Below are 16,163 nucleotides of genomic sequence, written 5' to 3' on the forward strand. Positions count from 1 at the left end.
GCGCCCTGCCGTGTCCTACGGCTCGGGTCGCGGCGCGGCAGTCTCCGCTCGGCGCTCGACCTCGCGCAGCACGACGCCGACGAGGCGTGGGTCGCCCAGCGGCTTGAAGTGGCCCGCGAGCGGGAGCTCGATGTTCGTCGCACCCGGGAGCGCGCCCGACTCCGGGATGTGCGGGTCGAACCGCGGGTAGACCGCGGTGATCCGCACGTCGACGGCGCGCTCCGCGACGAGGGCGAGCAGCTCGGCGTCGGTGGGGGAGAACGCGCGCAGCGTGCGGCCCACGAGGTAGCGCGCCCAGCGGGACCCGAGGAACGGCGTCGCGACCGCGACCATCCCCGCGACGCGGCCACCGGCCTCGGAGAGCATGACCTTCTTCCCGATCAGGCCGCCCTTGCTGTGCGCGACGAAGACCACACCGCGCAGGTCGGTCCGCTCGAGATACGTCGCGACGAGGTTCGCGGCCTCGGCGACGGGGCGGCGGTTGTAGCCGAGACCGGGCACGGCGTGCACCGGGTGCCCCGCGGCGGCGAGCGGCCCGGCCACCGGCCGTAGGAACTGCCAGGTCTCGTAGACGCCGGGCAGGAGCACGACGGGCGCGCGGTCGCCCGTGCCCGTCGGCACCGGTCGTCCGTGGTGGAGCCCGTGCTCGACCTGTTGCGCTCCCGCGTAGGCGTAGTCGGCGGCCCGGGCGCGCAGCCGCCGGGCCCGAGCGGTCAGGCCGGCGCTCACCGAGGGTGCCGCGCGCCGGGCCGGCCTGTCGTCCACCATGCCCCGGGTCTACACCACCAGGCGGCGGCCGGCACGTCGCGATCGGTCCGGCCCGCGATCGGTCCGGCCCGCGAGCGGCCGGAGACGTGATCGGGTGACCTCCGTCGCAGCGGTCGGGGGTGGTGGGCATTGGCGAGCGTAGATTAGCCTCACCTATGTGAGTGCACCCTCAGCCCCGACAGGTTACGCGGTACCCACCGCGCTCGCGGGTCACGACCTGCACCTGTCCTACGACTCCCGCACCGTCGTGCACGGCGCGGCACTCGAGCTCACCCCCGGCGCGGTCACCGCACTCATCGGCCCCAACGGGTCCGGCAAGTCGACGTTGCTCCGCTCGCTCGCGCGGCTGCACCGCCCCGATACCGGGAACGTCGTGCTCGACGACGGTACGGACGCCCTGGCCCTGCACCCCAAGGACTTCGCGCGGCGCGTCACGCTGCTGTCGCAGAGCCGGCCCACGCCGTCGGGCGTGGCCGTGCGCGACGTCGTCGCCTACGGACGCCACCCCTACCGCGGGAGGTTCCGCGCGAACGACCCGGACGGCACCCGTGCCGTCGCCCGCGCGATGGACGTCACGGGCATCACCACGATGGCCGCGCGCGGTGTCGACGAGCTGTCCGGCGGCGAGCTGCAGCGCGTGTGGCTCGCGACGTGCCTCGCGCAGGACACGGGCGTGCTCCTGCTCGACGAGCCCACCACCTACCTCGACCTGCGCTACCAGGTCGAGCTCCTGGACCTGGTGCGCGACCTCGCGACCGAGCACGGTGTCGCCGTCGGGGTCGTGCTGCACGACCTGAACCAGGCCGCGTCCGTCGCCGACCAGGTCGTGCTGCTCTCCCAGGGGTCCGTCCGTGCGACGGGCCCCGCGGACGACGTGCTCACGACCGAGCTGCTCAGCGACGTGTACGGGATCCACGTCGACGTCTACGCCCACCCGCTCACGGGTCGCACGTGCTGCGAGCCCCGCGGGCGGCACACCGCGCAGGCGCACGCCGCACTGCACGCGTGACCGCCGGCCCACCGGTGCTTCTCTGACCACACCTTGCCCGTCCGCCCGGCGGACCCGACACCACGATCGAAGGACACCCATGCGCTCCTCCCGTCCCCGTCCGCTCGCCACCGCAGGGGGCGCGCTCGTCGCGCTCGTGGCCACGTTCGCGCTCGCCGCGTGCGGCACGACCGAGGACCCGGCCTCCGGGTCGACCCCCGACGAGACCACCGACGCCGCGGCGTCGGGACCCGTCACCTACACCGACGAGCGGGGCGAGCACACGCTCGACGCACCCGCGACGAGCATCGTCTCGCTCGAGTGGGGCCTGACCGAGAACCTCGTCGCGATCGGCGCCGACGTCGCCGGCCAGGCCGACGTCGAGGGCTACAACGCGTGGAACACGGTCGCGCCGATCGACTCCGCCACGCCCGACGTCGGGACGCGCGGCGAGCCGAGCCTCGACGCCATCTCGGCGCTCGAGCCCGACCTCGTCGTGACGACGACCGACCTCCCCGAGAACGTCATCGCCCAGATCGAGGAGATCTCGCCCGTCCTGACGCTGCGCGGCTCCGACGGCGAGGACCCGCTGGGCTACATGCGATCGACGGTCGAGGCGCTCGGCGAGGTCACCGGCAGGCAGGACGACGCCGCGGCCGCGCTCGAGGACTTCGACGCGAAGGTCGCCGAGGGCACCGCCGCGCTCGAGGATGCCGGCCTCGACGGGGCCGAGTTCACCATGGCCGACGGCTGGGTCACCAACGGCACCGTCTCGATCCGCATGTACACGCCCGGGTCCTTCTTCGGCGCCGTCGGCGAGGAGATCGGGCTGACGAACGCGTGGACCGAGGGCGGCGACCCCGACTACGGGCTCGCGCAGACCGACGTCGAGGGCCTCACCCAGCTCGGTGACGTCCAGTTCGTCTACATCGCCAACGACACCGACGGCGGCGACCCGTTCGTCGACGGTCTCGAGGACAACGCGGTCTGGGAGCAGCTGCCGTTCGTCGAGGCCGGCGACGTCCACCGCGTGCCCGACGGCATCTGGATGTTCGGCGGACCGCTGTCCGGCGCCGCGTACGTCGACGCGCTGGTCGACACCCTGACCGCGTGACGAGGCGGGCGGGGACCCGATGAACCACGAGCGCACGGCGACGGATCCGGACGTCCTCCTCCTGGTGGACGAGCCGGTCGGCGTCCACGACCCGTCCGACGACGTGGCGGCCGTCGCGCCGCAGACGGAGCGCGGTGGCACCGGGCGCACGTCGCGCCTCGGCGTCGGCGTGGCGTTCGTCGGCATCTCGGTCCTCGCCCTGGTCCTGGCCGCGGTGCACCTCACGCAGGGCACCGCCGCCGTCGGGCCGCTCGACCTCCTGCGCCTCGTCACGGGGGACGGCGCCGACCAGACGGCCGCCGTCCTCGTGGCCTCGCGCGTCCCGCGACTGCTCGCGGGCGTGCTCGTCGGTGTGGCGCTCGGCGTCGCGGGCGCCGTCCTGCAGTCCGTCGCGCGCAACCCGCTGGCCTCGCCCGACACCCTCGCCGTCAACGCCGGTGCCTACGTCACCGTCGTGGCGGTCGCCGCCTTCGGCGTGTCCGTCCCGTTCTACCTGCAGAGCGGTCTGGCGTTCCTCGGCGGGCTCGCCGCCACCGGCCTCGTCCTCGTCGTGGCGCGCGGCGGGTCGGACGGCCCGACCCGACTCGTGCTCGCGGGATCCGCGATCATGCTCGCGCTGCACTCGGTCACGATGCTCCTGCTCACGCTGTTCGAGCAGGAGACGACCGGCCTGTTCGCGTGGGGGAGCGGGTCGATCGTGCAGTCCGGCACGCGCACCGTCGCGTTCGCCGCGCCCGTCGTCGTGGTCGGGGTCCTCGCCGCGCTGCTGCTCGCCCGCCGCCTCGACCTCCTCGGGCTCGGGGACGACGCCGCGACCGTCCTCGGGATCGACGTCCGCAGCACGCGTGCCGTGTCGGTCGTGGTCGCCGTGCTCCTCGCCGCGATCGCGGTCACCGTGGCCGGGCCGGTCGGGTTCGTCGGCCTCGCCGCGCCCGTCCTGGCACGGCTCGTCGGGCGACGCGTCCCCGGTCTCGGTCGCCACGCGCTCCTCCTGCCGTTCGCCGGGCTCACCGGGGTCGTGGTCGTGCTCGGGGCCGACGTCCTGCTGCGCATCTGCTTCCCCGGGACGCTCTCGATCGCGGTCCCGACCGGTGTCGTCACGACCGTCCTCGGGGCCGGGCTGCTCATGTGGCTCGCCCGCCGGCTGCGCGACTCCGGCCCCGCTGCCCAGGCCGCGCGCGGGGCGCTCGGCCGCCCCCGGTCGCAGCGGACCGTCGTCGTGGTGGTGGCCGCGCTCGCGGTCCTGCTCGTCGCGGCCGTGGTGACAGGTCTGCTGCTCGGCGACCGCGTCGTGCTGCTCGGTGACGTCGCGAACTGGTGGGAGGGGGTCGCCGGGCGGCAGGTCGACTTCGTGCTGAGCCAACGCGTGCCCCGTGTCCTCGCCGCGGTCCTGGCGGGCGCGGCGCTCGCGCTCGCGGGATCGATCGTCCAGGCGGTCTGCCGCAACCCGCTCGCCGAGCCAGGGCTGCTCGGCGTCACCCCCGGCGCCGGCCTGGGCGCGATCCTCGTGAGCCTGCTCGTGCCCGGGATCGGCATCTGGCCCGTCGCGGGTGCCGCCGCCGTCGGGGCGTTCGCGGTGTTCGGGCTCGTGTACGGGCTCGCGTACAAGGGCGGGCTCGGCTCGGACCGGCTCGTGCTCATCGGCATCGGTGCCCAGGCGGGCGTCATGGCGCTCATCACGCTCGTCGTGGTGGTCGTCGCGCCGTGGGACGTGAACCTCGCGCTCACGTGGCTCTCCGGGTCGACCTACGGACGCACGCTCGACCAGCTGCTCCCGGTGACGGGTGCGCTGCTGCTGGTCGTGCCGCTCGCCGCGGTCTACCGGCGCGAGCTCGACGTGCTGTCGCTCGACGAGGACACACCGCGCGTCCTCGGCGTCCCCCTCGACCGCACCCGGCTGCTGCTGCTGGGCTCCGCGGCGCTCCTCACGGCGGCCGCCGCGTGCGCCGCGGGCGCGCTCGCGTTCGTCGGGCTCGTCGCGCCGCACATGGCGCGCGCGCTCGTCGGGGCGCGGCACTCGCGCGTCGTGCCCGTCGCCATGCTCCTGGGGGCGCTGCCCGTCTCGGTGGCGGACACGCTCGGGCGCTTCCTCATCGCGCCGGCACAGATCCCCGCCGGCATCGGCACGGCGCTGCTCGGTGCGCCGTACTTCGTCTACCTGCTCTGGCGCGGGCGCGCTCGCGCGGCGTGACGCGGATCACGGGACTCGGTGCGGTATGCCCGGTCCTGGAGGTTGACCCGGACCGCGGGGGCTAGGTTAGCCTCACCTGTGTGAGTAGCACCGTCACCACCCCTCGGACCTCGTCCCGTCCCGGCGTCGCGCGCGCCGCCGCGAGGAAGCCCTGGCGGTTCTTCGACGTCACGGTGGTCCGGGTCGAACAGCTTACGCCGAGCTTCGTGCGCTTCACGTTCACCGGCCCCGAGCTCGACCGCTTCGCGGACCCTGGCCTCGACGTGCGGATCAAGTTCGTCCTGCCGGCTCCCGACGGCGGGTACGCCCACCTCGTGCGCGATCCCGACGACTGGTACGCCGCCTGGCGCGCGCAGCCGGAGGAGCGGCGCAACCCGCTGCGCACCTACACGACCGTCGCGGTGCGCCCCGAGCTGCGCGAGGTCGACGTCGACGTCGTGCTCCACGGCGACGCCGGCCCGGCCTCGCGGTGGGCGCTCACGGCCCAGGTCGGCACGCCGCTCGTGCTGCTCGGCCCGGACGCGACGTTCGACGGGCCTGTCGGTGGTCTCGAGTTCCGGCCCCCGGCACGCGCGCACGCGCTCCTGCTGGCCGGCGACGAGACCGCTCTGCCCGCCATCGCGGCGATCTGCGAGGACCTGCCCGCGGACGCGTGGGGCGAGGTCCACGTCGAGGTCCCGCACGCCGACGACGCGCGGGAGCTCGTCGCGCCACCGGGCGTGCAGGTGACGTTCCTCGCGCGGGACGGAATGCCGGCCGGAGCGGCCGGGACCGGCCAGCACGGCGACCCGCACGAGGGTGGCCACGGCGCCGCGCACGGCACGCTCCTCGTGCCCGCGGTCAAGGCGGCGGCCGAGCGGATCCTCGACGCGGGCGTCCTGGGCGCCGACCCGCCCGTGCAGTGCCGCACCGCAGCGGGCCTCGAGGACGTCGACGTCGACACGTCGATCCTGTGGGAGGTCCCCGGCTTGCTCGAGGAGGAGACCGTCCTGTACGCCTGGCTCGCGGGCGAGGCCGGGGCGATCAAGACGCTGCGTCGTCACCTCGTCGCCGAGCTGGGCGTGGACCGTCGTGCGGTGGCGTTCATGGGCTACTGGCGCGTGGGTCGCGCGGAGAGCTGATCGCCCGCGGCTGGTCGCACGGCCGCACGGCGCCGGGGAACCCGGTCCGCCGCAGCTCAGCGGGCCGGTGGTCCGTGTCGTCGGACGTCACCGGGTTCGCGGTGCGGTCAGCGGGGGGCTCCGGGTGTCGCGAGCGCAAGCTCCTCGACGACCTCGACGCCCGGCAGGCGGCCGAGCAGGGCGCCCGGGAGCAGCAGCTTCGAGCGCCGTACGCCGCTGCCGACCAGGGCGGGCTCGCCGTCGCTCACCACACGCGAGTCGACGAGCACGCGCCATCCGGGCGGTAGGCCGATCGGCGTGATGCCGCCGTACTCCATGCCGGACTCGCTCGTCGCGCGGTCCGTCGGCAGGAACGACGCCTTGCGCACGTCGAGAAGCTTGCGGATGCGCGTGTTGACGTCCGCGCGCGTGTGGGCGCGCACCACCGCGGCCGCGATCCGTTCGTCGCCCGCACGCGACCCGCCGACGACGACGCAGTTCGCCGACGCCGCGACCGGGAGCGCGAACGCCTCGTTGAGCGCCGCGGTGTCCGCGAGTTCGGGGTCGATCTCGGTCACGGCGACCTGCGCCGCGACGGCCGGGTACTCGGCCGCCCAGCGGCGCAGGACGTCGGCCGTCACCGGAGCGACGAGATCGAGGTGGTCGAGCGCAGGCTCCCATGTGAGGGAGCCCAGCATGGGCAGGTCCACGTCCACGTCCTCGGTCACTCCGTGCTCATTCCGCGATCCGATAGGTCGTGGTGAGCGTTGCACGCGCGAGCGTGTGGAACAAGGCGTTGAACGCGACGGCCGTGGGCGTCGCGTCCGGGTTGAGGCTCGCGGTCTCGGCGAGCGAGTCGACGTCGAGCGCGTGCACCGCGAGCACGTACCGGTGCGTGCGGTCCCCGGGCGGAGGCGCGGCGCCCGTCCATCCCGGGGCTCCGCCGTCGTGCCGGACGTGGAACGCGCCGTCGGGCAGCTCGGTCCCGTCGGGCGCACCCGCGCCCCGGGGCAGGGACGTCACGGACGCGGGCAGATCGGCGACGGTCCAGTGCCAGAAACCTGCGGGCGTCGGGGCGTCGGGGTCGAAGCAGCTCACGACGAACGACCGTGTGGCCTCCGGGAAGCCGGACCAGCCGAGGGCGGGGGAGACGTCGTCACCCTCGGCGGCGTGCGTGGTGGGCATCGGCTCACCGTCGGTGAGGTCGGTGCTCGTGATGGTGAAGGTGGGTACGGGCGGGAGGCTCGCGTACGGGTCGGGGGCGGTCGGACGGGAGTCGAGGTTCACGTCAGCCATGGCCCCATCGTGCCCAACCGCGCGTCCACAAGCATCTCGTCGACCATGCGCCTGCGCCCGGGCGACCATGGCTCTGCTGCCCATGATGGCGCGCTGACGGGCCTCAGCCGCATGTTCACCGGGGTAGGGGTCAGGCAAGCTGAGGCTCAGGTGGAGGGTGAGGGTTCGGGCGACCCTCTGGCAGTGGTCGAGGGTTGGGGTGGGCATCTCGGGCGAATGTGGCGGGTCGACCGGGGCGGAGTTGACACCCCTGCCGTGCGGTCGAACACTGGAGAGAGTCGAACATGTGTTCGAACGTGCGACGTCTGATCCACCGGGCGGCGCGGACGGCGAGGGCGTGGACCGGGAGGCGAGATGACGGTTCTCGTCGCACGTCCCGTCGACCCTGCCGATGCTGCCGATCCTGCCGGGCGCGCCGCCCGGGCGGAGCACGCTCGCTCCCTGCTGCGGCGTGCCGAGGAGCGCGCGGGCCTGCGGGCCTCCCGGGCGCGGACCGCATCCGCGACCGCCGCACCGCTCACCGTCCAGCACGGCACCCCGACACCCACCCCGCTCGACGTGCCCCGCGAGCCCGACGAGCGGTCCTGGCCCGTGCACGGCGCGCTTGCTCCCCTCCTGCCGTCCGGTGCGATCCGGCGCGGGACGGTCCTGGCGGTGCAGGGGTCGACGAGCCTCCTGCTCGCCCTGCTCGCGCGCGCCTCGGCCACGGGTGCGTGGACGACGATGGTCGGGTTCCCCGGCGTCGGGCTGCTCGCCGCGGCGGACGCCGGGATCGACCTCGGCCGCCTCGCGCTCGTCCCTCGTCCCGGGCCCGACGCCGCGGCTGCGGTCGCGGCGCTCGTCGACGGCATGGACGTCGTGGTCGTCGGGCCGCAGACAGCGCTCGGCGACGCGGACCGGCGGCGCCTCGCCGGACGCGCCCGGGAGCGTGGCGCGACGCTCGTCGCGGCGACGCCGTGGTCAGGGGCGCACGTCGCGCTGACCGTGACGGGCGGGTCGTGGACGGGGGTGGACCACGGCGCGGGCTGGCTGCGGCGTCGGACCCTCACGGTCGAGCGCGCCGGACGGTCCGGTGCCGCCCGTCCGGTGCGCGTGGAGGTCGAGCTGCCGCTCGACCGCTCCGACTGGCCGGCCTACCTGCGCGAGCAGGAGGCGCCGGGTGCCGGAGCGCCAGGGGCAGACGCGGTCGGGCGGACAGAGCTGCCCTCCGCCGCGGCGCCGCAGCTGAGGCTCGTGGGATGAGGTGCGTCCGATGACCACGCGCACCGCCGCCCTCTGGGTGCCCGACTGGCCGGTCCTCGCCGCGATGGCGGTGCGCGACATCCCCGCGCACGTGCCCGCTGCCACGCACGACGGGCGCCGCGTCGTCGCGGTCTCCGCCACCGCCCGCGCGCACGGGGTGCGCCGGGGGATGCGCCGGCGTCGGGCCCGCGAGTGCTGCCCCGACCTCGAGCTCCTCGACGTCGACGACGCGCGCGACGCCCGCGAGTTCGAGCCCGTCGCGCTCGCGGCGGAGACCGTCGTCGCCGGCCTCGAGATCACCCGGCCCGGCCTGCTGCTCCTGCCCGCCGTCGGCGCGAGCCGCTACCACGGCTCGGACGAGGCGCTCGCCCGCGCTCTCGTGACCCGCGTGGTCGAGCGCACCGGGCACGAGTGCCAGGTCGGCGTCGCCGACGGGATCCTCGCCGCGGTGCTGGCCGCGCGCGAGTCCGTCGTCGTCGCCCGCGAGGGCTCCGCCGCGTTCCTCGGCCCGCGCCCTGCGCGCGACCTCGTCCACGTCGCCGCTCGCCCGGACGTCGTGACCGCGCTCGACGCCCTCGTCGGCCTCCTCGACCGGCTGGGCGTGCGGACGCTGGGGGCGCTCGCCGCGCTGCCGCCCGCGACCGTCGAGGGCCGGTTCGGCGCGCTCGGGGCGTGGGCGCACCGGCTCGCCCGCGGCGAGGACCTGCGCCCGCCCGCCCGGCGCCGCGTCGAGCAGGACGTGGCCGTCCAGGCCGATCTCGACCCGCCGGCCGAGCGCGTCGACGTCGCGACGTTCGCCGCCCGGCGCCTCGCGGAGGACCTGCACGACCAGCTCGTCACGCGCTCGCTCGTCGCCGGGCGCCTGCGGATCACCGCCCGGACCGTCGAGGGCGACGACCTCGAGCGCACGTGGCGTCTCGACGGTCCTGCCGGCGGGCTGAGCCCCGCCCGCATCACCGACCGGGTGCGCTGGCAGCTCGAGGGCTGGCTCACGACGTCGTCCGTGCAGGCCGCTCGTGCTGCCCGCGGGCGCACGGGCCGGCGTCGCGCGGTGGGCGGGGTCTCGCCCGGGGGCACGGCCGAGGTGCCCGGCGTCGCGCCGCTGGCCCACCTGGCGCTGACCGCCGAGGAGGTCGTCGCCGCCGGGGCGCAGCAGCCGCGGCTGTGGGGGGCGTCCAGCGGGGAGGACCAGCGCGCGCACCGCGCGCTCAGCCGCGTCCAGGGCCTGCTCGGCGGTGACGCCGTCCTGCAGGTGGCGACCCAGGGCGGACGCGACGTGACCGACCGCGTGCACCTCGTCCCCTTCGGCGAGGACGTCGTCCGTCCCCGCGACCCCGCCCAGCCGTGGCCCGGGTCGCTGCCCAGCCCGGCGCCCGCCGTCGTGCTCGACCCGCCGCCGGACGCCGTCGTGCTCGACGCCGCGGGGCGGCCCGTCGTGGTCGACGCGCGGCTCGCGATGAGCGGCGACCCCGCGACCGTGCGGTGGGCGGGCGACGCAGGCGACGGTGATGCCGGGAGGAGAGGTGCCGGGACCGGGGGAGCCGGGACGGTCGGCGGCTGGGCCGGGCCGTGGCCGCTGGCCGAACGCTGGTGGACGACCACCCCCCGGCGGCGGGTCCACCTGCAGGTCGTGCTCGACGACGGCCGCGGGCTGCTCCTCGCGAGCACCCGGGGCCGCTGGACCGTGGAGGGGGTGTACGACTGATGCCCGCCCACCCGCCCCCGCGGCCCCGGTACGCCGAGCTGCACACCCACTCCGCGTTCAGCTTCCTCGACGGTGCGTCTCACCCCGAGGAGCTCGCCGCCGAGGGCGCGCGCCTCGGTCTGTCCGCGCTCGCGATCACCGACCACGACGGGCTGTACGGTGTCGTGCGCTTCGCCCAGGCCGCCGCGAAGGTGTCGCTGCCGACGGTCTTCGGCGCCGAGCTGCACCTGCCCGTCCCCTCGGCGGGTGGCGCCGGAGTCGCCGGGCCCGGCAGGCCGGTCGCACGCGGGGGGCGGGTGTCGTCGGGCGTCCCGGTGCTCGACCCGCCGACGGGCGTGCCCGACCCGCGCGCCACCCACCTGCTCGTCCTCGCGCGCGGACCGCAGGGCTACCGCAACCTGTCGAGCGCGATCGCGACCGCGCACCTCGCGACCGGGACCAAGGGCGCCGCGGACTTCCGGCTCGACCGGCTGGGGGAGCAGGCGGACGGCCAGTGGCTCGTGCTCACCGGGTGCCGCAAGGGCGCGGTGCGTCGTGCGCTCGTCACCGAGGGGCGGGCCTCCGCGCGGCGCGAGCTCGACCGGCTCGTCGCCACGTTCGGCGCCGGGAACGTCGCGGTCGAGATCACCGCCACCGACGACCCGCGCACCGCCGACCTGCACGCCGCCCTCGCCGACCTCGCGGCCGACGCGCGGCTCCCGCTCGTCGCGACCACGGCCGCCCACTACGCCGGTCCCCGCGACGCCGACCTCGCGGGGGCGCTCGCGGCCGTGCGCGCCCGGTCGTCGCTCGACGACATGGACGGCTGGCTGCCCGGCGCTCCGACCGCGCACCTGCGCTCGGCCACGGAGATGCTCGCGCGCCACCAGCGGTACCCGCAGGCCGTGGCGACCGCCGCCGCGCTGGGCGACGAGTGCGCGTTCGACCTGCGCCTCGTCGCGCCGGACCTCCCGCCCTACCCCGTGCCGACGGGACACACCGAGGCGACGTGGCTGCGCGAGCTCGTGCGCCGCGGCGGCGAGGACCGCTACGGCCCGCGTGGGAGCGAGCGCGTCCCGGGCGCCTGGAAGCAGATCGACCACGAGCTGCGGGTCATCGAGGACCTCCACTTCCCCGGGTACTTCCTCGTCGTCTACGACCTCGTGGAGTTCTGCCGCGTGCACGGGATCCTCGCGCAGGGGCGCGGCTCGGCCGCCAACTCCGCGGTCTGCTACGCGCTCGGCATCACCGCGGTCGACGCCGTCAAGCACGGGTTGCTGTTCGAGCGCTTCCTCGCGCCCGAGCGGGACGGCCCGCCGGACATCGACGTCGACATCGAGTCCGCGCGCCGCGAGGAGGTCATCCAGCACGTCTACGCGACGTTCGGCCGCACGCACGCCGCCCAGGTCGCGAACGTCATCTCCTACCGTCCGAAGTCCGCCGTGCGGGACGCGGCCCGGGCGCTCGGGTACGACGTCGGGCAGGGGGACGCGTGGAGCAAGTCCATCGAGCGCTGGGGATCGTTGCGCGGCCCCGACCCGTCGTCGCCGGCCGCGGACCGCAAGGCCAGGGAGAGTGCGATCGCGAGCAAGACCGCCGAGAAGGACGCTCAGGTCACGGCGTTGTGGGGGCCGCGCCCTGACCGTGCGCACACCGGGCACCGGGACACGTGGTCGCCCGACCTGGGCGGTCGGGCGGCGAAGCCGCGCGTCGTCGACCCGCTCGCCCAGGACGCCGGTGAGCGGCTGCGAGCGGACGACACGCACGACGTCGTGCCCACGCACCGGCCGCCGTCGGCCGCGCAGGACGGGGAGATCCCGGAGCACGTGCTGGACCTCGCGGACCGCATGCTGAGACTGCCCAGGCACCTCGGGATCCACTCGGGCGGCATGGTCATGTGCGACCGCCCTGTGATCGAGGTGTGCCCCGTCGAGTGGGCGCGCATGGAGGGGCGCACGGTCCTGCAGTGGGACAAGGAGGACTGTGCGGACGCGGGGCTCGTGAAGTTCGACCTGCTGGGGCTCGGGATGCTCACGGCGCTGCGGATCGCGTTCGGGTTCGTCGCCGAGCACGAGGGTGCCCGGCTGGAGCTGCACACGTTGCCCGAGGACGACCCGGCGGTGTACGACCTGCTGTGCGCCGCGGACACCGTGGGCGTGTTCCAGGTGGAGTCGCGCGCCCAGATGGCGACGCTGCCGCGACTGCGGCCGCGCTGCTTCTACGACATCGTCATCGAGGTCGCGCTCATCCGGCCCGGTCCCATCCAGGGTGGGTCCGTGCACCCGTACATCGAGCGGGCGCGCGGGCGGGAGCCGGTGACGTACCTGCACCCGCTGCTCGAGAAGTCGCTCGCCAAGACCAAGGGCGTGCCGCTGTTCCAGGAGCAGCTCATGCAGATGGCGATCGATGTCGCGGGCTTCTCCGCGGCGGAGTCCGACCAGCTGCGGCGTGCGATGGGGTCCAAGCGGTCGGTCGAGCGCATGGAGGCGCTGCACGGGCGGCTCCTGGCCGGGATGGCGGCGAACGGTGTCGCACCCGACGTGGCCGAGCAGATCTACGACAAGCTCAAGGCGTTCGCCGACTTCGGCTTCCCCGAGTCCCACGCGTACTCGTTCGCCTTCCTCGTGTACGCGAGCTCGTGGCTCAAGGTGCACCACCCCGCAGCGTTCTACGCGGGCCTGCTCGCGGCGCAGCCGATGGGTTTCTACTCGCCGCAGTCGCTGGTCGCGGACGCCCGCCGCCACGGGATCACGGTGCTCCGCCCGGACGTCAACACGTCGGGCGTGGAAGCAACGGTCGAGCATGTGGATACCTCCGCCGAGCATGTGGTCAGATCCCGTGCCGGGGCCGGGACAGGAGACGACAGCATGTTCGACGCAGGGGTGGTGGTCGATACCGCGTTCGGGGCGCAGCCCGATCTGGCGCTGGGGGTGCGGCTCGGGCTCTCCGGCGTGCGCGGGCTCGGGGCGTCGGCTGCCGAGCGGATCGTCGCGGCGCGGGACGGGGGTGGTGGGGACACGCATGCCGACGGGCCTCGACCGTTCCGGGACCTGCGCGACCTCGTGCGGCGCGTCGACCTGACGACCGCCCAGCTCGAGGGGCTCGCGACCGCGGGGGCGACCGACTCGCTCGGGGTGTCGCGGCGCGAGGCGCTGTGGGCCGCCGGCGCCCTGTCCCAGGAAGGGCCGGACACCCTGCCCGGCGTCAGCGTCGGGGTCCGGGCGCCGACGCTGCCCGGCATGAGCGACGTCGAGACAGCGGCCGCGGACGTGTGGGCGACCGGCGTGTCCACCGGCTCCTACCCGACCCGGTACGTGCGCGACGGTCTCACCGCCGCGGGCGTGCTCACCGTCGCAGGGGCGGTGCGCGTCGCCGCGGAGATCGAGCGGGCGGACCTCGCCGAGCGCGCGGGGCAGCCGGTGGGGGACCGGCCGGGATCGCGCGTCGGCGTCGGCGGGGTCGTCACGCACCGACAGCGTCCCGGGACGGCCGGGGGCGTGACGTTCCTGTCCCTCGAGGACGAGACCGGGATCCTCAACGTCGTGTGCTCGCCCGGGCTCTGGCGGCGGTGCCGCAAGGTCGCGCGCTCGGCCGCAGCGATGGTCGTGCGGGGACGGCTCGAACGGGCCGACGGCGCGACGAACCTCGTCGCGGAGCACCTCGCCCCGCTCTCCCTGCAGGTCACGACGACGTCGCGCGACTTTCGCTGAACCTGCGGCGTGCGGTCGCGCGACGACCGCCGCCGCAGGTCCCCGCCGCATCAGTCTGCCGTGCTGGTCTCTCCCTCCTTGTGACGGGTGCGAGGAGGACGGAGCCATGGCGCACAGGACGGGACGGCGCGGGCGAGGAGGACACCTCGGCCACGGGGCTGTCGCGGTGGCGTTCGGGACCGCCCTCGTGTGCGCTGTCTCGGCGTGCAGCTGGGGTGGGGACGACCCCGCACCGAGCGGCACGATGTCGGGCACGGCCGGATCGGAGTCCACGGACGAGACGACCACGGGCGGCAGCGGCGGCGGAGGCGGGGCCGGTGGTGGTTCGCCGGTCGTCCTGAGCACGGCGGCACAGCAGGACGGGAACAACTTCCTCGAGGTGCGCGCCCTGTTCGTCGCCGAGATGACGCAGGCCTGCGGGGGAACCCTCTGCGTGACGGTCGTGAGCTCGCCGAGCGAGCCGGGCGACACGTGCACGTACGCCGGGTCCGATCCCCCCTGGAGCGAGGGCCTGCTCGTGGAGCGGGAGTCCGTCGTCGTGCTGATCGCGGACTGCGACGGCGATCCCGACCCCGAGACCGGAGAGGAACCCATGGACGACGAAGGCGGCGGGACGACGTCCGAGGAGGACTCGGGAACTGCACCGTGAGCGAGATCGACCGGCCGAGGGGTCCCGGGGACGAGTCGGGGGCCACGCGTGACGCGGACCTCGGCTCGGTGGGCACGGACGTCCCGCGGCTCGCACGGATCGCGACGCAGGTGCTCGCACCCGCCGCGCTCCTCACCGCGCTGCTGTACTTCTTCGGCCGCCAGCGGGTGACGTTCTTCTTCTACTACTTCGGCGTCGACGTCACGTCGCTGCAGCTCACCCAGGCCGACTATCTCGTCCAGGCGCAGGACGGCTTCCTCCTGCCGCTGGCGGTCGTGGCCGTCGGCGTCCTGATCGGGCTCTGGGTGCGTGGCGCGACGACCCGCGTGACCGGAGGTCGGCGCCTGGGTCGGCGCGGGCTGCTGCTCGTGGGGCTCACGGGCGCGATCCTCGTGGTCTTCGGGATGTTCCAGGCGGTGTGGCCCGGTCGAGGCCTGGCCGACGGCGTCCCGACCTGGCTCGCCCCGGTCTGCCTCGCGCTCGGCGTCCTGACGACGGCGGCCGTCGTGCGGGCCTGGCGCGCCGAGATGCACCGCTCGACCCCCGGGTGGAGGCCGCCGAGCGTCGCCGCGCGGCTCACCGAGTGGGCGGCGGTCTTCGTGCTCGTCGCCGTCGCCCTGTTCTGGGCCGTCGCGAACTACTCGGCGGAGGTCGGCGAGCGGCGGGGACGGCAGTTCGAGGCGGAGCTGGCGACGTACCCCGGTGTGGTCGTGCGCAGCACGACGGACCTGCAGCTCGTCGCGCCGGGGGTCGAGCCGCACGTCTGCGCACCGGAGGGTTCGGCGTTCCGGTACCGGTACGACGGTCTGGTCCTGATGCAGCAGGCGGGAGGCACGTACTTCCTCGTCCCGCGGGACTGGACCCGCACGGCGAAGGACTCCGCGGTCCTCGCCGTCCCGGTGACCGACGACGTCCGGCTCGACTATCTCCCGCCCGACCCGGCGGGATCAGCACCACGCCGTGGTCCCGTCGCCCACGACTGCGGGGAGTGCTGACGCGGCGTCAGCGGTCGTCGTCGGCGCGCACCTCGACGCACACCTCGAACGTGGAGCGTGCCCGGCGCAGCAGGTAGCGCGCGGTGCCGGACTCGCGCTCGTTCGCGTTCTCGTCGCGGTAGCTCCAGCGCACGCGCGCCCACACGAGCGAGTCACCCACCTCGGCGACGTCCTCGACCAGGGCCGCGGCGGCGACGAGCCCTCGCTCGCGCATGCCACGGGCCGCCGTCTGTGCGGCGTCCCGGACGGTCTCCGGCTCACCGACGGCCTCGGAGCCCGACCCCGAGACGACCAGCGCCGGGAACGCGTAGCTCTCGGCGATGGCGTCGAGGTCGCCCGTGGAGGTCGCGACCGCGAACGAGGTGAGGAAAGCCTGGACGTCGTCGCTGTCGTAGGACTCCATGCCCACCGTTCTACCCCGCGCGG

General features: G+C 75.1%; 13 protein-coding genes. 9 read left to right on the plus strand and 4 right to left on the minus strand.

Features of this window, described 5'->3' with window-relative positions; translation table 11 throughout:
• Window positions 1-15: 15 nt before the first annotated feature.
• Window positions 16-768 carry an esterase/lipase family protein gene (locus IF651_RS00900; protein WP_241743958.1) on the minus strand — a complete coding sequence of 251 codons (753 nt, stop codon included), beginning with the start codon at window positions 766-768 and terminating at the stop codon, window positions 16-18.
• Window positions 769-925: 157 nt separating this feature from the next.
• Here IF651_RS00900 and IF651_RS00905 point away from each other — a divergent pair, with 157 nt between their 5' ends.
• The 4 genes from IF651_RS00905 (at window position 926) to IF651_RS00920 (ending at window position 6,182) form a co-directional block, all read left to right on the plus strand.
• Entirely contained in the window at window positions 926-1,777 is an 852-nt protein-coding gene (locus IF651_RS00905; RefSeq protein ID WP_191827202.1) for an ATP-binding cassette domain-containing protein, read from the plus strand.
• A gap of 79 nt (window positions 1,778-1,856) precedes the next feature.
• Window positions 1,857-2,870: an ABC transporter substrate-binding protein gene (locus IF651_RS00910; RefSeq protein WP_191827203.1), complete on the plus strand. Its 1,014-nt coding sequence runs from the start codon at window positions 1,857-1,859 to the stop codon at window positions 2,868-2,870.
• Window positions 2,871-2,889: 19 nt separating this feature from the next.
• Window positions 2,890-5,061, plus strand: a complete 2,172-nt coding sequence (locus tag IF651_RS00915) for an iron ABC transporter permease (protein WP_191827204.1) — start codon at window positions 2,890-2,892, stop codon at window positions 5,059-5,061.
• A gap of 80 nt (window positions 5,062-5,141) precedes the next feature.
• Window positions 5,142-6,182, plus strand: a complete 1,041-nt coding sequence (locus tag IF651_RS00920; protein WP_191827205.1) for a siderophore-interacting protein — start codon at window positions 5,142-5,144, stop codon at window positions 6,180-6,182.
• Between the two features lie 107 nt (window positions 6,183-6,289).
• On the opposite strand, the gene IF651_RS00925 is transcribed toward IF651_RS00920, so the two are convergent.
• Both IF651_RS00925 and IF651_RS00930 read right to left on the minus strand, forming a co-directional pair.
• A complete protein-coding gene (locus tag IF651_RS00925) occupies window positions 6,290-6,859 on the minus strand; it encodes a YbaK/EbsC family protein (protein ID WP_191827554.1) in 570 nt (189 codons plus the stop codon).
• Between the two features lie 37 nt (window positions 6,860-6,896).
• Window positions 6,897-7,457, minus strand: coding sequence for a YbhB/YbcL family Raf kinase inhibitor-like protein (locus IF651_RS00930; RefSeq protein WP_194719715.1), 561 nt, complete (start codon window positions 7,455-7,457; stop codon window positions 6,897-6,899).
• Between the two features lie 354 nt (window positions 7,458-7,811).
• Here IF651_RS00930 and IF651_RS00935 point away from each other — a divergent pair, with 354 nt between their 5' ends.
• From IF651_RS00935 to IF651_RS00955, 5 genes are all read left to right on the plus strand, one after another.
• Window positions 7,812-8,699, plus strand: coding sequence for a hypothetical protein (locus IF651_RS00935; RefSeq protein WP_191827206.1), 888 nt, complete (start codon window positions 7,812-7,814; stop codon window positions 8,697-8,699).
• A gap of 10 nt (window positions 8,700-8,709) precedes the next feature.
• The gene (locus IF651_RS00940; RefSeq protein ID WP_191827207.1) at window positions 8,710-10,404 is read left to right on the plus strand and encodes a Y-family DNA polymerase; all 1,695 of its coding nucleotides are present in this window, start codon (window positions 8,710-8,712) and stop codon (window positions 10,402-10,404) included.
• Complete coding sequence (locus IF651_RS00945) at window positions 10,404-14,093, plus strand: error-prone DNA polymerase (protein ID WP_191827208.1); 3,690 nt, start codon at window positions 10,404-10,406, stop codon at window positions 14,091-14,093. Before IF651_RS00940 ends, IF651_RS00945 begins: the two co-directional genes overlap by 1 nt.
• 106 nt (window positions 14,094-14,199) lie before the next feature.
• Window positions 14,200-14,742, plus strand: coding sequence for a hypothetical protein (locus tag IF651_RS00950; protein ID WP_191827209.1), 543 nt, complete (start codon window positions 14,200-14,202; stop codon window positions 14,740-14,742).
• Window positions 14,739-15,737, plus strand: coding sequence for a hypothetical protein (locus IF651_RS00955; RefSeq protein WP_191827210.1), 999 nt, complete (start codon window positions 14,739-14,741; stop codon window positions 15,735-15,737). The genes IF651_RS00950 and IF651_RS00955 overlap by 4 nt, the downstream gene beginning before the upstream one ends.
• A 7-nt stretch (window positions 15,738-15,744) precedes the next feature.
• Here IF651_RS00955 and IF651_RS00960 read toward each other — a convergent pair whose 3' ends face one another.
• Complete coding sequence (locus IF651_RS00960) at window positions 15,745-16,140, minus strand: DUF6841 family protein (RefSeq protein WP_191827211.1); 396 nt, start codon at window positions 16,138-16,140, stop codon at window positions 15,745-15,747.
• Window positions 16,141-16,163: the final 23 nt, after the last annotated feature.

Source organism: Cellulosimicrobium arenosum, from assembly GCF_014837295.1.
Classification (GTDB): domain Bacteria; phylum Actinomycetota; class Actinomycetes; order Actinomycetales; family Cellulomonadaceae; genus Cellulosimicrobium; species Cellulosimicrobium arenosum.

Excerpts from the sequence above, each read along its gene's own strand:
- IF651_RS00900 (WP_241743958.1), bottom strand. The coding sequence starts at position 768 with ATGGTGGACGACAGGCCGGCCCGGCGCGCGGCACCCTCGGTGAGCGCC.
- IF651_RS00910 (WP_191827203.1), top strand. The coding sequence starts at position 1,857 with ATGCGCTCCTCCCGTCCCCGTCCGCTCGCCACCGCAGGGGGCGCGCTC.
- IF651_RS00915 (WP_191827204.1), top strand. The coding sequence starts at position 2,890 with ATGAACCACGAGCGCACGGCGACGGATCCGGACGTCCTCCTCCTGGTG.
- IF651_RS00925 (WP_191827554.1), bottom strand. The coding sequence starts at position 6,859 with ATGCTGGGCTCCCTCACATGGGAGCCTGCGCTCGACCACCTCGATCTC.
- IF651_RS00930 (WP_194719715.1), bottom strand. The coding sequence starts at position 7,457 with ATGGCTGACGTGAACCTCGACTCCCGTCCGACCGCCCCCGACCCGTAC.
- IF651_RS00935 (WP_191827206.1), top strand. The coding sequence starts at position 7,812 with ATGACGGTTCTCGTCGCACGTCCCGTCGACCCTGCCGATGCTGCCGAT.
- IF651_RS00940 (WP_191827207.1), top strand. The coding sequence starts at position 8,710 with ATGACCACGCGCACCGCCGCCCTCTGGGTGCCCGACTGGCCGGTCCTC.
- IF651_RS00945 (WP_191827208.1), top strand. The coding sequence starts at position 10,404 with ATGCCCGCCCACCCGCCCCCGCGGCCCCGGTACGCCGAGCTGCACACC.
- IF651_RS00950 (WP_191827209.1), top strand. The coding sequence starts at position 14,200 with ATGGCGCACAGGACGGGACGGCGCGGGCGAGGAGGACACCTCGGCCAC.
- IF651_RS00960 (WP_191827211.1), bottom strand. The coding sequence starts at position 16,140 with ATGGAGTCCTACGACAGCGACGACGTCCAGGCTTTCCTCACCTCGTTC.